The following is a 15712-nucleotide window of genomic DNA, read 5'->3' as shown; positions in this document are numbered from 1 at the left end:
CCGTTAATTATGGTGTCTTGAACGCCGGTTGCGGATCCAGGCAACCACCAGTGCGATCGGCACAATGATGAAGACCACGAAGAGCTCGATGTGCACCAAAATGGTGCCCAGGTTAAAAAATTCATTGATATCCGCCGGCAGGAATGAGATCAAAAAGATCAAGGGAGAGACTCCGTAGATAAAAAAACGGATGTTTTTTCCGGTAATTTGGGAAATCCCCAGACAAAAGATGTATTGCATGCTCACATAGGTGGCGAAGATTTGCAAGATCCAGACGGCCAGCAAAAACACTTCATATCGTTCGAAAAATATGCCTGTCAGTTCGTAGGAGCGGATTAATTCAATGGTCGGAAAAGTGAGGGTGATCGTCTGATCCGGTCCCAATCCGCCCACCACGACAATCACAATGACAACGTAAAAGAGTGCGGGCACCAAAATCCCGGCGGAAATCGCTTTCCATGCTTCTTTTTTTCGTTGCATGAATGCGTTTAACACCAACATGAATTCATAACCTGAAAACGTCAGGGATGAACCGTGAATCCCTTTGATCACCGGTTCCACCCCCATTCCCATGACCGGCAGAATGTTTCGCCATTCAAACACTTTAAAGCTGGTGGCCAATACGACAAAGAAAAAGAAGAGAGTGATGGGAAGCAAAATTTCAAACATCCGGGCGACGGCAACGATTCCGCCGGTCATCAGATAAATCCCGACAAACACCATGAGCGATATGGATACAGCCGGCGGGGTGTTGGGAAGCAAATAGAAGTGTGTCACCTCGGCCATGCCTCTCAATTCATAGCCGGCAGTGATAAAAAGATATGAGAGAAAGATCAAATTGGCCAAATTGCCGATCCATTTGCCAAAGATTTGCGTGCTGTATTGAAAAAAAGTTTGATCCGGATAATACCGGTTCAACCGGATAATCAACCATCCCATCAACAGAAGAATCAGGGTTGCAAGAATGACCGAAATCCAACCGTCCTGTCCTTGTGTGTCTTCCGTGACATTCCGGGGAAGGGTTAGGACGCCCATTCCCAGAATGACCGAGGCGATGAATATCGATGTTTGAATGGTGGTGATCTGTTTCCGATTGCTGTCTAGCATCACGACACATCCTTCATTGTTTTTGCCGGACCGGGTCTTGGGGTTTTAAGGTGACCGGACGGCGGTTTGTGCGACTCAGCGGCGACCGGAACAAAATGTCTTTCCAATCTTGGGTTCGTATGGGGGCAATCGGTGCCAAGTAAGGGAATCCGAAGCTTTCCAAGCGGACGAGATGAGTCATTGTTAACAAGAAAAAGATGATGATCCCGTACAAACCGAAAAAGGCGGCAAATAACATGAGCACAAAGCGCAAATACCGGAGAGCGATCCCGGCGTTATATTGGGGGATGGCAAAGGATGAGATCGCTGTCACCGCAACCACCACCAACAAGATGGGACTGACAATGCCAGCTTGCGCAGCGGATTCCCCGATCACCAACCCGCCGACAATACCCACGGTCTGGCCGACCGATTTGGGAAGACGGAGCCCGGCTTCCCGCAACACTTCAACTGCCACTTCCATAAACAACGCCTCCAAAACCGACGGGAAAGGCACACCTTCCCGGGTGGCGGCAATGCTCATCGCCAGCCTTGTCGGGATCAGCCCTTGATGGAAGGAGGTAAAGGCGATATAGAAAGCCGGCAGGGAAATCGACAGAAAAGCAGACATGTACCGCAAGTAACGTAGCAGGATCCCCGGAATCCAACGGGTGTAGTAGTCTTCCGGCGATTGCAAAAACATCCAAAACGTGACAGGTACAATCAGGGCAAAGGAGGTCCCGTCCAGAAGTATCGCCACCCGTCCTTCTGTCAGCGCCCCCGCCACCCGGTCCGGACGTTCGGTGTCTTGCACTTGCGGAAATGGAGAAAAGGTGTTGTCTTCGATCAAATGCTCAATATAACTGGTGTCCAATACTTCATCGATGTCGATCTCTTTTATGCGTTGATCCACCGTTTTGACCAATTCCGGGTCTGCGAGGTCCTGGATGTAGACGACTGACGCTTTGCGCTGTGTCCGCCTTCCGAGAACATAGGACTTATAAGTAAGATTCGGCGTGGCCAAACTTTGCCGGAGCAGCGCCAAATTGACTTCCAGCGAGTTGGTGAAACCGATTTGGGGTCCCCGGACAATTGCTTCGGTTTCGGAGGGTCCCAAGCTGGTTGTCAACTTCTTGCTAGTGGCCATTACAATTGCTTGGTCGCATCCGTCCACCAACACGGCCGTGGATCCCCGGATCAAATGGATGAAAATATCCGAATAGCTTTGAATTGATTTGATCTTATAGAAACTTAAAACGTGGTTTTTGATCAAGTTGATGATTTCATCCGACTGGATGAATTCGGTTTCCCCGGTGGTGAATTCATCCCAGTTGTGCATCAAACGGTCGAGAATTTGTTCGTTGATGGTTTTCTCATCCACCATTTCTTTCATAAACAAACAGGCCGCCTGGATGTTGGTCCCGCCGATTCGAAAGGAACGGATGGTCAAGTCCGGATGTTGTTCTGTCAGTTTGTTGAAATAATTCACATTGGTTTCAAGGTTGTTTTTCAAACGATCCGTATCGGCTGATTGTTTGTTTTCATGTATGTCTTTTTTCCGTTTCCGGTAGAAATGGCGCTTGATCAACGTCAGTCATCCTTTCATGAACGAATCCATTGAAAGAGGCGGGTCACGGCACAAGGAATCACGAGAATCAATATGGCAAAAATGAATATTTTCTTATCCGGAATATGCTCCACGATAAATTCCCACATGGTATCACCTTCATGGTTAGTGTGTTTCAATGTTTTGTTTTTCATGCGCAAAAAAAGACGGCCGGACATGGGCCGTCACAGATTTTGTGAGAAAGGATCTTAAATCTTATATTGTTAATCCTTAGCTTGGCAATATTGTGCCTCTTTTCCGATGACCCGATAGGGACAATCGGCTTGTTCCGCCAGATAAAGAGCCGCTTCCCGGTTCCGTTCCGTTTCGCGTTCAATGACTTCATCCGGTGGATAAAAGCCTCCGCCGGAGGTTCCTTTCGGATACATTTCAAACGTGAAGGCGAAGATGTTATGTTCGCCGTATGCCCAGTCGGTCATGTCTCCATCCGTGATGTACAAGTCGCTGGATTGTTGGGGGGTGTAACCGTTGGTTTCAGCCATGGTTTCCCCCATGGTTTTAAATACCTGATAATCATCAGCGCTCATGTCATCCGGGGTGTTTTCGTAGGTGTATCCGTAGGGCCACAAGATCAATTCGCTGTAGGTGTGAAAACTGATGGCCGTTTTGATTTGCTGTTCCCCGTTGATCACCCGGCTGTTGACGAAATCGCGGAGAGCAGCAGTTTCCGGTGCGGAAAAAGGAGCTTGTCCGCGATAGGTTTCACTGGACGGATTGCTGCTGGAACCTCCGCAACAACCCCACTGGTAACCGTAGTTCCGGTTCAAGTCGGTGCCGATGGAGGAAGATCCGCTGTTGGGCTGGCGATTTTTGCGCCAGTATTGGTATTTGCCGGTGGAGATGTCGTACTCTCCCCCGTCGGGGTTCATATTAAAGAGGATGTAGATTTCCCGGGAATCGACAATCTCTTTGATTCTCGGATCGGTGGCATAATTGTCGGTGTACAGGTGGAGCAGATAAAGAGCCATTTCAACGGTTAAATGTTCGCGGGCATGATGCAGGGAGGCGTAGAGAACTTCCGGCTCGTCTTCATCCTCTTGAACGTTGTCGCTGATCTTCACCGCCCACAGGTCACGGTTTTCATATGATTTTCCAATGCTGAATTTGCGGACGATGTCGCCGTGATCGGAAACGGCTTGATCAATCTCTTTAACCATTTCGTCATAGTTGTGGTAGCGGGAGTCGGCATCGGGGAAATCGAGGGTTCCCAACACCGGCTCGGCTTTGGGTTGAAAGCCTTTTTCTTTCAGGCTTTTCAGTTCCGTGTCGGTTGCAAGCACTCTCACATAATCCGCTCCGACCTCTTCGATGGATGCACCGGTCCGGGCAATTTCGGTTCGTTGTTCTTTGCTTTTGACTTCAGGGATGTGGTAGAATCCGGTGGTGGAAAAACGGTTTTCATCCAAGGATTCTGTTGCGCTGTTGACAAAGCCGGTCATCGGAAAGGCCGCCAAAAGCATCAGGGAGACAGTCAGGGAAAACCACCGTTTTTTACGGGAAAGCATGGGAACAAAGGCACTCCTTTCAAAAATATAATGAATTGGATAAAGATTGAAACTATTCAATTGATAAAAGAAGGCAATCTTTATCCATATGAATAATTCTATGTAAAAATATCAAAACCTTCTGAAATTCTTTTTTCTTGCATACTAAAAGGCAGGTGCTTTTGGTTTGGTCCTGTTGTTGTTTCACAGAGGATTAACCAAAGGCACCTGCCTTCATCTCCTGATCAGAACTTTGATCGGTACTCAAAGTTTCATCAACCTCGATTCATCAGATTTTAAAGTTCCAATATCATTTTGGCAATCGTCATGTAAATGATCAATCCGGTTCCATCCACCAAGGTGCTGATCAATGGTCCGGAAACGACCGCCGGGTCTGCTTTCAGCCGGCTCAGGATCAGCGGCAATGCTGCGGAAACCACGGACGACCAGATGACAATAAACATCGCAGCCAACGCGACCACATAAGCCACGTCAAAGGTGACGCCCATGATCCAGGCCCGGATAAAGCCGATCAGTCCCAGCGACATGCCGAGAAACATTCCGGTGAGGAGTTCTTTTTTGATGACACGGAACAAATCTTGAAACTTGACTTCCCCGACACCGAGGGCCCGGATCAGTGTGGTGACAATTTGCGAACCGGTGTTTCCGCCTGTCCCGATTAACAAAGGGATAAAAAAGGATAGGGCAACCACTTGATCCAGCGTGCTCTGGTAACTTTCCAAAACTGTTGCGGTATAAGCACCTCCGACAAACAAAATGAAGAGCCAGACAATCCGTTTCCGGTATAAACTCCAGATGGAGGTTTTGAAGTAAGGTTCGGTCAACGGTTGGCTTCCTCCGATTTTTTGGATGTCTTCAGTTGCTTCTTCCTGAATGACCTCGACCACATCATCGTAGGTGACGATTCCGATCAACCGGTGTTGCCGGTCCACGACGGGTACGGCATAAAAACCGTAACGGGACAAAACCGATGCGACCTCTTCCTGTCCGGTTTCGGCCGGAACGGAAATGATATCGGTTTTGGCGATGTCGGAAAGCGGGGTTTTCGGATCGGCCAAAATGATTTCTTTGAGTGAAGCCACGCCAAAAAGTTTGCCACGTTGGTCGGTGACATAGATGTAGGAGACAATCTCCGCTTCATAACCCACTTTCCGGATGTGCCGGATGGTTTGTTCCCCCGTCCAATAGGCCCGGGCCGATACATAATCCACTGTCATCAAGCCGCCGGCCGTATCCTCCGGATAAGTCATCAGCTGTTTGATCTTTTTCCGGTAATCCGCCGGGAGCAGCCGTTGCAACTTTTCGGCTTGCAGCGGGTGGATGGCGAGCAGGAGGTCCACCACCATGTCACTGGACATTTGCTTGATCAATAACGAGGTGACCGTTTCGTCCATGCGGCTCAGCAACTCATAGGTTCTTTCCGGCTCGAGATATTCCAAAACTTCCGCGGCATGAGCCAAAGATAAATGGGTGATGAGTTCCCGTTGGAGATCCACATCCAAATCTCGGAAAATCTCGGCCAAATCGTATGGTTGCATTTGGCGCAAAAGCTCCAACAAGCGCGTTTCTTTTTTTTCGGAGCAGAACAGGTTTTGCAACTCTTCCTTGACGAAAGCTGCTTGACTCATCTCGTTTCCCCCCTTTTATAAAATAAAAAACTCCCACTGACGATGAGAGCGGGAGACAGAGCAAAACAAGCCCATTGAAGCATGAGCCGGCCTTTATCTCCCTCATCGAGCTTTGGCACTGCACGGCATAGGTTGTAACAACCAGCTACATTAGAAAAGACCTTCGTTCCGATCTTTTCTGCTGACCCATTGGCGTCTCTCGACATTTTTGGGCAGTAGCGTATCTCCGAACAGGAACCTCACCTAACAGAGATAAAACCATGACAATATAAGGTTTTGAACGTTGTCAAGTATAACGCTTGGCAGAAAGGGTTGTCAATTGATCTTGTGTTGAAATTTCTTAAAGGACATATTGTCATTATATTTTATTAAACAAGGGCGGGGAGGGTGCCATCCTGCAACCGGAAAGATTGAATTTTTACGGAAAATTTAGTAAAATATACTTATATATTAATATAAATTTCGTTCTTCCATGAAAGCAGTCGTTCCAGTTCTATGTGGGTCTGAATCAGATATAGAAAGGAATTCCTTTTCGGGAAGGAGATGCGAGATGAGTGTGGACCACAAGGCGTTGGAACGGGCGATTGCCGAAATCACAGAGATAGCCAAGGGTTTCGGGCTTGATTTTTATCCGATGAGATACGAAATTTGTCCGGCAGACATTATATATACTTTTGGTGCCTATGGCATGCCGACGCGGTTTTCGCATTGGAGCTTCGGCAAAGCTTTTCACAAAATGAAACTGCAATACGATTTAAATTTAAGCAAAATTTATGAATTGGTCATTAACTCTAATCCTTGCTATGCTTTTTTGCTCAAGGGAAACAGCTTGACGCAAAACAAAATGATCGTGGCTCATGTCCTGGCGCATTGCGACTTTTTTAAGAACAACGTCCGTTTTTCGGCAACTTCCAGAGACATGGTGGAGACAATGGCCGCCAGCGCGGAGCGGATCCGCCAATATGAAATGAAGTACGGGAAAGAAGTGGTGGAGGAATTTTTGGATCATGCCCTCGCCATTCAAGAGCACATCAATCCGAGCCTGTTGGATTTAAAAGCCAACCGGAAGAAAGCGAATCCGTCAACCCCTTCCAAACCTTCCACTCCTTATGATGACTTGTGGGAATTGGATCAACCGGAAAAACACCCGAAGCCTTCTCCAAAAAAGAAACAATTCCCTGAACAGCCGGAAAAAGATTTGGTTCTGTTTTTGATGAAACACAGCCGGGTGCTGGAAGATTGGCATCAGGACATTTTGACCATTTTGCGCAATGAGATGTTGTATTTCTGGCCGCAGCTGGAAACCAAAATCATGAATGAAGGTTGGGCCTCCTACTGGCACATCCGCATCATGCGCGAGTTGGATTTGAATGAAGAAGAGGCGATTGAATTTGCCGGTTTGAATGCCTCTGTCTTGCAACCTTCCAAAACATCCATCAATCCGTATTACCTGGGATTGAAGATGTTTGAAGACATTGAACGCCGGTGGGATCATCCAACCGAAAAAGAGCAGAGGGAGTTGGGGATGAAGCCCGGGCAAGGGCGGAAAAAAATCTTTGAAGTCCGTGAGTTGGATTCCGATATTTCCTTTTTGCGGAATTACCTGACCGAAGAGTTGGTGGAAAAACTGGATTTGTATGTATTCCAACGCAAAGGCGACGAGTGGAAAATCACGGACAAAAACTGGGAGTCGGTCCGGGATGAGCTGGTGATGAGCCGGATCAACGGGGGACATCCGTTCATTGTGGTGAAAGACGGGGATTATGCGGAAAACGGAGGGTTGTATTTGCTCCACCGGTATGAAGGCGTTGAGTTGGATACGAAATATCTGGAAAAAACGTTGCCGCATGTTTATGCATTATGGGGCCGCCCGGTCTATTTGGAGACAGTGATTGAAGAGAGAAAAGTGGTTTTTTGTTATAACGGGAAAAAATGCACACGGCGCTATTTGTGAAAAAATGTCCGCTTCAATTCGGGGTTGAAGCGGACATTTTTGTTTATTCACCGGAACGCGGCTCCTCCTGTTGAGCATCTTCTGTTCCGGCTTCCGATCCGGTTTCCGGCTCCTCTTTACCCCGGGTTTCCATTTCCTCTTTATCCGGCGTTTCCGTTTCTTCTTCTTCCAGCTGTTTTTCTTCCCCGGTTGTTTCGGTTTCCGCGATGTCCGTTGCAGAGGAAATGGTTAACGGGAGAAAGGGTTGGACCGGGTCATCCGTTAATGGGTTGTGGTTTTGTTCATCTTCTTCTTCCAGTTTCACCGTTTTTGGATGATGGTCGGAATTGGCGTTTTCCGGTTTTTTCTCTTCGTTTGCGACATTGTCTGTGTCCGGAACCGGGATGGCGGCAGGAATGTCATCCACCGGGGTTTGTCGGGCGAACCAGTGGAGCAATCCTTCGATGGAGGTCGTGGATTCATGAGTGCGGTCGATTTGGATGACAAAGTGGTCGGCGTGATTTTCTTTCAGTGTCACCAGGCATTCCGGATGATTGGTGATGGCCACGACGGCATAGGGCGATTTAATCGGAGTGGCCAACGGGATTTGAAACGTCCGTCCGGACATATTTTCTTCCAGTTGGAAGCGGGCAATGCCTGAAACCGTGGCAGGTTGTTCATCCGCAAGGAGCGGACGGAAATTCAATTTCTCCAAGCCGATGCTTTGATCAGCGATTTTTTCGGTGGTGACTGCTTGGTCCGTCAGATGTTCCGCAGAAATGGCGCCGGATTCGATGTGTGTTCCCTGGATTTGTTTTTTGGCGATGTGGCAGGACAAAATCGCATCATCGTTGATATGGCGGGGGAAGATGGACTGGGATGCCAACTTGTCGGAATGAACGGCTTGATCTTGAAGCAGATCGGTTGAAATGGCTCCTTGCTCAATGTGCATTTCCTGGATTTGCCGTTGGGCAATGTGCCAGGAGCGCACGGAATCATCTGCGATATGGCGCGGCAAGATGGAATGCGAAGCCAGTTTGCCGGCATCGACCGCGTCATCTTGAAGATGGGCTTTGGTGATGGCTTCTTCTTCGATGTGCCGGCCGGAGACGGCCGTATCTTTAATATGGTGGCCTTGGATTTGCTCTTTTTCAATGTGCCGGGACAAAACGGCACCGGCTGAAATGTGCGGGGACAAGATTGCATTTTGGGCCAGATGGCGGACCGCGATGGCTTCATCCTGGATGTGTCCGGATGCCACGGATTGTTCCGCGATATGCTTCGACTCGATTTGCTTTTCCTGAATGTGCCCGGATTGAATGGCCTCTTCTTGGATGTGCCGGCCGGAGACGGCTGTATCTTCAATATGGTGGCCTTGGATCTGTTCTTTTCTGATATGACGTGACAAAACGGCACCGGCTGAGATGTGCAATGACCCGACAGCTTCCTCGTTCAGATGATGTTCGCAAATCGAGTTTTCATCCAGGTGTCCGCTTTGGATCTGTTGTTCCCCGATGTGGTGAGACAAAACGGATGCGGCGGACAGATGCCGGGACGATATGGAGTCGGATGTCAAATGCCGGGAAGAAACCGTTTCATCACAGAGCAGCTCCCCGGAAATGGATTGTTCCTGAATGTGCCGGGCGCTGATTTGCTTATCCTGAATATGCTCGGCGTTGACGGCTTTATCTTGAATATGACGGGATTTGATCTGGTGATTGGCGATTTTTTCGCTGACGATGGCATGGTCTTTTAAATGGTCCGTGTGAATTTCGCCGTGTTTCAGATGTTTTGCGTTGATTGCCCCGTCCTCAATGTGATTTTCGCCGATGGATTGGTCTTGCAGATGGTGGCTTTGGATCTGCTTTTCCCCGATATGCCGGGATAATACGGCTTCAGCGTCAAGATGTCGGGATTCGACCGATTTTTCTCCAAGGTTGCGGGCATGGATCGCTTCATTTTGGATCAGTTCGTTGGAAATGGACTGGTCTTTGATGTGCTCCGGACCAATTTGTTTTTCCCGGATGTGGCGGGAGGTGACGGATTCGCTGTGGAGATGGCGGGAATCGATTTCGCCTTCTCCGATTTTTTCTGCGGTCACTGCTTGATCTTTCAAATGCCGTGTGTGAATTTGCCCGTTTTTGATGTGATGGTCCTCAATGGACTGATCCGCAATATGTTGGTTTTCGATGACGGAGTGGTCCAGTTTTTCTTTGGTGATGGCTCCGTCGACGATGTGGGTGGACTGGACGGAAAAAGGTGCGATGTGATGGCCGCTGATGGTGGCGGATCCGATGTGTTTTCCCTGAATGCTTTCATTGGCCAGTTTATCCCCGTAGACGGATTCGTCCGCCAGATGTTTGTGTTGGATTTGCCCCCGGTCAATGTGTCTGGACTGGATGATCTGTTCTCCCAGATGTTCCCGCAAAATGGTGTGGTGTCCGATTTTTTCGGACGTGACGCATCCGTTGGCCAGTTTGTTCGAAGTGATGGCAAAGTCGTTGATTTTGTCGGTGGATACCGATTCCGGAGCCAGTTTGGAAGTGGAAATCGAATGGTCGATCAACTTGGAACCGGAAATGGAATGATTGGCCAAATGTTGCTCATTGATGCTTGCTTCCTGGATGTGGCGTTTGTTGATGCTGTTTTCTTGCAGGTGTTCTTCGCCGATGATTTTCCTGTTCAGATGTTTTTCCTGAATGGCGCCTTCGGCAATGGCTTCGGCATGGACACTGTTTGGGGCGATGTGTTGTTCTTTGACGGAATCCGGGGTCAAATGTTCATGGGTGATGATGCCCGGCTGCAAATGATCTTTGTGAATGGATTGATTTCGGATTTGTTGTCCGGTGATGGATTGATGGGTGATTTTTTCCCCCGGGATGGATTGTTCCCCGAAATGGTGGGGGCTGATGGCTTTTTCCTGAATGTGGGAACCTTGAATGGAGCCGGGTTGAATGTGTTGGGATTCGATGGATTGAGATGCGATTTTGTCGCTGGTGACAGCGCCGTTTTGCAATTTGCTTTCGGAGACGGATTCATCGGCCAGTTTTGCTTGGTTCACGACTTCGTTTTCCAAATGAATGGTGCGGATGGAACCGCTTTTTAATTTTTCGCCGCTGATGGACTGATCGGCCAAATGCTCATTTAAAATATGGCCCAGTGACAAATGTTTGCTTTGGATCGAGCGTTCTTTGAGTTTGCTTTCATTGATGCTGCCGTCTGATAATTTGCTGCCGGGAATTTCATTGTCTTTAATGTGTTTGGCTTGAATGGAATCTTTTTTGATGTGGCTTCCTTCAATGGAATCATGATCCAGATGGAAGGAGCGGACTGCATTTTTGGCAATTTTTTGTGATGTGACGGCTTCATTTTTCAATTTGGATTCGGTTACGGCCGCCTGTTCAAGGTGATCGGTGCCAATGCTGTCCGGTTTGATCTTTTTCCCGCTGATCGACTGGTTGGCGATTTTTTCTTCCGTTACGGCGGCGTCGGCGATGTCATTGGTGTAAATCGGCGAATGGCTTTGCCGGGTCTGGGTGGATGAAGTTTTTAAAGGTTTGGATAAATCGGACATTTCCGCGGTGTTTTCCATGTCTTCCAACAGACCGGTTTTGTTCCGTTTCTTTTTCAATTCTGCTTGCTCCAATTGAATGAGTTCCTCCAAAATTCGTTCATCGGCCATGTAAGGAGAGGGACGTTCCCTTTTTTTGGCTGAATGAGACTTTCTCTTCTTCAAAGGTCGTACTCCTTTCTATCGGGCATTTTCCACTCTCTTTTAGGTATATGCATCAAAATGAAAAATGGAAACATGTCAAATCAAAATCGCACAACGCCAGTATTCATCGGGTTTCCTAAGAATAACCATTTATTACATATTAAAGGAGCGTGGATTTATGTTAGTATGAACCTAGCTTTGGGAGCGGCAAAAATGGAAGAGGAGGATTTGATGCAAAACAGTAAAAAATTTATTAAATTGGGAATTACTGTCGCAGCATCTCTTGTGATTTCTACAGGACTTCCGGCAGGCATCACACATGCCGCCACTTTGGAAACGGCCAACCATTCCTTGATTTCCCAGATTTTCAAACAGTTTGGTTGGGCGTTCAAGGGAAAAACGGCAAATGCACAGCCTGAAAATCCGGAAGCTTCAGAACCGTCCGGACAAACCACGGTTCCTGAAAACCAAACTGGACAAGCACCGTCCGATAACGGGCAAACGGATACAGAACAAACAGCTACGACCAAAGCAGACCAGATTATTGCAACAGGAGAAAAATATTTGGGAACACCTTACCAGTTTGGCGCTAAATCAGGACAAACCAAAACCTTTGATTGTTCTTCTTTCGTTCAACATGTGTTTAAAGAAAATGGCATTGATTTGCCGCGTAACTCCCGTCAACAATCAACGGTTGGACAAACGGTTCCTTTCAGTGAAATCCAAAAGGGGGATTTGTTGTTCTTTGAGCTGAGCAGCAATCCGGGCCGGATCGGCCATGTGGGCATTTATGCCGGGAACAACAAAATCTTGCATACCTGGGGACCGGGTGGTGTCCGGTATGACGATTTGTCCGACCGCTGGTTGAAAGAAGGGTTTGTCAAAGCCCAACGTGTGATTCAGTAAACGTGTGATTCGGTAAATTCGGAAAAAACATCCGTTGAAAATATTCGTTGTCGCTCCAACAAATGAAAATGACTGCTCAGATCTTGTTTCTGAGCAGTCATTTGTTTAATTTTCCGGAACCGGGATTCTGACAGACGGTTCGGATTTCTTCAACACGTCCGCCGGATCGAAATTTCCCCCGCCCAGCCAGAGGGTGTCTTTTCCGGTCGGGCCTTTACATAGCGAAAAAGCCATCAATCCGCATGAAAAACACAGTTTTAAGCTGGGGATGTTGTCGGAAGCGACCCGGGCATATACTTTCCCCAAGGATTGGATCGCTTGCTTCAAAAGTTGTTCCCCCACCCGTTTCCGGCGGTAATCCGGATGGACCGCGATGAAAGATTCTTCAATTCCGTAGTTTCCAAAGACAATGATTCCCGCCACTTTTTTTTCGTCATAAGCGGCGGCGATATAAGTTCCTTCCTTCAATTCTCCAGGCGTCAACCGGTGGAACCACCGCATCGCCTGATGGGTGATTCTCCCGTCTCCGTATCGTCTCAAAAAGCGGAGCAGGGGTTTTCGGATCCGCTCCAACGATTGCGGCGGAAATGCATGAATTTTCATGTCGCCGTCCCCTCCGATGTATGTGAAAATCCGCTCAGGTACAATGAGTATTCAATCAAACGGCGCAAAGACCGTCTCCGGATGTTGGGTTCGTCAAATTTCATCGGCTTGGAATTGGCCTCAAAGATCCAAAGGCTTCCGTCTTTTTCAATTCCGAGATCCATCGACATTTCCCCCAGGAGGGCGTTTTGTTGGTTTTCAATCCACCGGGCGGTCCGGATGCCGACTTGTTCGATCCGTTCTTTGATACGATCTGTTTCGCTGCCAAACACGGATTGAAGTACCGTGTCGATTTTTTCGATGTGCCCTCCCATGGGAACATGGGTGGAAATTGCCCGTTCGCCGGCCACCCGGACCCCCATCCCTGATAACCCCCATCGGCCGGTGCCGTTTTTCTGGAGCAAAATGCGGATGTCAAACGGATGGCCGTGAAAGGTGGCCAACGGGATGCCTTGTTGCAAAATATAGGCGGTTTTTTGTTTCAGCCGGTTGTACAAATCCCAAACTTCTTTCAGGGTCCGCACCCGGTATTTCTTTTTTTCCCTGGTGGTCTGGTAGGAGAGTTCATAGTGCTGCTTTTTTTTGTCAAGGCGCATCATTTTGATGCCGGCTTTTCCTTCGACCGGTTTAAAATAAAGAACCGGATGTTTGGCGGCCATGCGCTCCAATTGTTCCATGTGGTGAAGCCGGACGGTTTCCGGTAACAGCCGGTGTAAGTCGGGAGAAGCGGCAAGCTGTTGGTACAGCGTCCATTTGTCAAAAAAGCCGGGGTTAAACAGGTAAACGCCCGGCATTTGCTGCAGTTGCCGGATGGTTTGCCGGACTTCCGGGGTTTTTTCAATCATCCGGTTGGGGATGCGATTGTACACGACATTCGGGAAGGGCAGCCGGGCCGCTTTCCACCGCGGTTTCACCGAATGAGGATCCAGCAGATATCCGTTGACGGTGGAATGGTTGCCGATGCCTTGGGGCGTAAGGACAAACACGGTGACGCCCATTTCTCTTCCCGTCCGGATCAAGTCGGCGAAATTTTGGTGATTTCCTCCAAACGGCTTTTTATTGTTTGAGGTTAATATGGCGACAAAAGGACCGGCTTGATAATGATTCCGGGACAAATGCCTGAGGCGGGCGGGCGTGTGATGGGATTGGCTGGGCCTGCCGTGGGGGTTGAATCTGATTTTCGCTTTCGTGTGACGGCCGATAATGGCAGAAACCATGCCGGGAAACTGTTTTTTTGGATATCGTCTGAGCGGAACAAATTCCAGGGTGTTTTTGTTTGGTACGATGGACAGCCAGCCGGCTTTGGGTAATTTCATAAGATGGCGCTCCCCCTTTGTTAAATGAAGTTGGTCAGATTTAAACAATAATCGGTTATATATTTTGCAGACATGCGCCCGGCTTCGCGCAAACTCGGATGCAAGAAGATGTGCCTGCCCGGTTTGGCATTCACTTCAAAAAGCCAAACGCGGCCGTTGCGGTCTACCCCGATGTCCAGCCCCAACTCTCCCAGGGTTCCGTCAATCTGTTCTTCCAATGTTTCGGCAATGGTGATGGCGGAGCGGATGATCATTTTTTTCACTTCAGAGGCATGCTGATGGAATGTTTTAAGAAGCAGTTCATCCGTCCGGATGATGGAGCCTCCGGTCCTGACATGTGTTGTGACGCAACCGAAACCGGCTGCCTTGGAGCCGATGGCAACCACTTTCCAGTGCCCTTTGCTGTCTTTGTGCATGTGAACACGGAAATCGACAGGTCGGTGGTTATTCCGGATCAACCGGATCCCCTGCTGAACGAGATATTTTTTGAACCGGGGAGAGTGGATGCTGCCAAAATAATGGCTGATTAACGCTTTTAAAGACCGGAACAGGTGAAGGACGTTTTTGTTCCCTTTGTGGAACCGGCAATAGTAACCTTTTCCCGGGTGGTAAGTGATGCGGAAAATCCCCAGCCCCAAACTGCCGCCACTGGGCTTTAAATAGACCATCCGATGCTCTTTCAGCATTCTTTCCATGATCTCCAGAGTGGGGGGCATGTAAGTTTCGGGCATGAAAGTGGATGTTGCCGGATGGTGGTTCAGCATCTGATGGATGGACCATTTGTTGAAAAAGCCTTGGTTGAAGATTTTGCAAGCGGTGTTTTTTTTGAAGCGGTTTAAACAGGACTGAACCTGGGCCATGGATTCAGCCCGGCGATTGGGAATCCGTTCATAAATGACATCGGGAAACGGTGAGAGCAAGGGATGCCAACGATTTTGGAAGAAGTACCATCCCCGGACGGTTTGATTCTGCCAATTCACCATTTCCGGAGTAAAGACATAGATGAATGGTTTTTCGTCAAAACCCGCTTGAATGAAACTACGAAATAACTGGGTCCGGTTGCCGAAAGGTTGTTCCGGGTGGTGGCGGAAACCGGTGGTGAGGATGCCGATCACGGGTCCGAATTTCAACGTTTTGTCGGTAAACAGGGCCCGGATGGTTCCCGTGTAAGGGAAGAGCAACTGTCTGGCGACCGCCGGGGAAAGGAAAATCTTGTTTCCGGCCAGTGGAGCGATGATCACCCGGGTGATCATCGTTTTGTTTCCAAGTTGAATTTTAATGGATTGCCCGCTTTGGCATCCCCATAAATTCCCTAATGCCTGGCTGATCACAATGGCTTTGGCCGGAGTTTTGGAGTGAATTCGTATTTGGCAAAGGATTGATTTCATACTGA

General features: G+C 48.5%; 10 protein-coding genes and 1 riboswitch. Of the genes, 2 read left to right on the top strand and 8 right to left on the bottom strand.

What is annotated here, in order from left to right:
* Positions 1 to 3: 3 nt before the first annotated feature.
* The 4 genes from FA954_RS10985 to mgtE form a co-directional block, all read right to left on the bottom strand.
* Entirely contained in the window at positions 4 to 1107 is a 1104-nt protein-coding gene (locus FA954_RS10985) for a GerAB/ArcD/ProY family transporter (RefSeq protein WP_138615097.1), read from the bottom strand.
* A gap of 13 nt (positions 1108 to 1120) precedes the next feature.
* Positions 1121 to 2674 carry a spore germination protein gene (locus FA954_RS10980; RefSeq protein ID WP_062842860.1) on the bottom strand — a complete coding sequence of 518 codons (1554 nt, stop codon included), beginning with the start codon at positions 2672 to 2674 and terminating at the stop codon, positions 1121 to 1123.
* Positions 2675 to 2916: 242 nt separating this feature from the next.
* Positions 2917 to 4218, bottom strand: coding sequence for a M14 family metallopeptidase (locus tag FA954_RS10975; protein WP_121873940.1), 1302 nt, complete (start codon positions 4216 to 4218; stop codon positions 2917 to 2919).
* 275 nt (positions 4219 to 4493) lie between these two features.
* Positions 4494 to 5846 carry a magnesium transporter gene (gene mgtE / locus FA954_RS10970; RefSeq protein ID WP_037994408.1) on the bottom strand — a complete coding sequence of 451 codons (1353 nt, stop codon included), beginning with the start codon at positions 5844 to 5846 and terminating at the stop codon, positions 4494 to 4496.
* A gap of 91 nt (positions 5847 to 5937) precedes the next feature.
* Positions 5938 to 6104: riboswitch (M-box (ykoK) riboswitch) on the bottom strand.
* Between the two features lie 292 nt (positions 6105 to 6396).
* Between mgtE and FA954_RS10965 the strand changes: the two genes are divergently transcribed.
* The gene (locus FA954_RS10965; RefSeq protein WP_037994410.1) at positions 6397 to 7800 is read left to right on the top strand and encodes a SpoVR family protein; all 1404 of its coding nucleotides are present in this window, start codon (positions 6397 to 6399) and stop codon (positions 7798 to 7800) included.
* A 43-nt stretch (positions 7801 to 7843) separates the two neighbouring features.
* Here FA954_RS10965 and FA954_RS10960 read toward each other — a convergent pair whose 3' ends face one another.
* Positions 7844 to 11515 carry a WIAG-tail domain gene (locus tag FA954_RS10960; RefSeq protein ID WP_138615096.1) on the bottom strand — a complete coding sequence of 1224 codons (3672 nt, stop codon included), beginning with the start codon at positions 11513 to 11515 and terminating at the stop codon, positions 7844 to 7846.
* 210 nt (positions 11516 to 11725) lie between these two features.
* Here FA954_RS10960 and FA954_RS10955 point away from each other — a divergent pair, with 210 nt between their 5' ends.
* On the top strand, positions 11726 to 12400 hold the full coding sequence (locus tag FA954_RS10955; protein WP_165489706.1) for a C40 family peptidase: 675 nt from the start codon (positions 11726 to 11728) through the stop codon (positions 12398 to 12400).
* Positions 12401 to 12505: 105 nt separating this feature from the next.
* On the opposite strand, the gene FA954_RS10950 is transcribed toward FA954_RS10955, so the two are convergent.
* The 3 genes from FA954_RS10950 to FA954_RS10940 are packed head-to-tail and all read right to left on the bottom strand — an operon-like array spanning position 12506 to position 15707.
* The gene (locus FA954_RS10950; RefSeq protein WP_049719764.1) at positions 12506 to 13003 is read right to left on the bottom strand and encodes a GNAT family N-acetyltransferase; all 498 of its coding nucleotides are present in this window, start codon (positions 13001 to 13003) and stop codon (positions 12506 to 12508) included.
* Entirely contained in the window at positions 13000 to 14319 is a 1320-nt protein-coding gene (locus tag FA954_RS10945) for a YheC/YheD family endospore coat-associated protein (protein WP_062842866.1), read from the bottom strand. Before FA954_RS10945 ends, FA954_RS10950 begins: the two co-directional genes overlap by 4 nt.
* Positions 14320 to 14339: 20 nt before the next feature.
* Positions 14340 to 15707 carry a YheC/YheD family endospore coat-associated protein gene (locus tag FA954_RS10940; protein ID WP_049719766.1) on the bottom strand — a complete coding sequence of 456 codons (1368 nt, stop codon included), beginning with the start codon at positions 15705 to 15707 and terminating at the stop codon, positions 14340 to 14342.
* Positions 15708 to 15712: the final 5 nt, after the last annotated feature.

The organism is Thermoactinomyces vulgaris, from assembly GCF_005886755.1.
In the GTDB taxonomy this organism is placed as follows: domain Bacteria; phylum Bacillota; class Bacilli; order Thermoactinomycetales; family Thermoactinomycetaceae; genus Thermoactinomyces; species Thermoactinomyces vulgaris.
Note: the sequence above shows the minus strand (reverse complement) of the source record. Positions and strands in the feature narration are given on the sequence as shown.

What these genes read in the sequence shown, in the direction of transcription:
- FA954_RS10985 (WP_138615097.1), bottom strand. Translation starts at nt 1,107, where the DNA reads ATGCTAGACAGCAATCGGAAACAGATCACCACCATTCAAACATCGATA.
- FA954_RS10940 (WP_049719766.1), bottom strand. Translation starts at nt 15,707, where the DNA reads ATGAAATCAATCCTTTGCCAAATACGAATTCACTCCAAAACTCCGGCC.
- FA954_RS10950 (WP_049719764.1), bottom strand. Translation starts at nt 13,003, where the DNA reads ATGAAAATTCATGCATTTCCGCCGCAATCGTTGGAGCGGATCCGAAAA.
- FA954_RS10965 (WP_037994410.1), top strand. Translation starts at nt 6,397, where the DNA reads ATGAGTGTGGACCACAAGGCGTTGGAACGGGCGATTGCCGAAATCACA.
- FA954_RS10975 (WP_121873940.1), bottom strand. Translation starts at nt 4,218, where the DNA reads ATGCTTTCCCGTAAAAAACGGTGGTTTTCCCTGACTGTCTCCCTGATG.
- FA954_RS10955 (WP_165489706.1), top strand. Translation starts at nt 11,726, where the DNA reads ATGCAAAACAGTAAAAAATTTATTAAATTGGGAATTACTGTCGCAGCA.
- FA954_RS10945 (WP_062842866.1), bottom strand. Translation starts at nt 14,319, where the DNA reads ATGAAATTACCCAAAGCCGGCTGGCTGTCCATCGTACCAAACAAAAAC.
- mgtE (WP_037994408.1), bottom strand. Translation starts at nt 5,846, where the DNA reads ATGAGTCAAGCAGCTTTCGTCAAGGAAGAGTTGCAAAACCTGTTCTGC.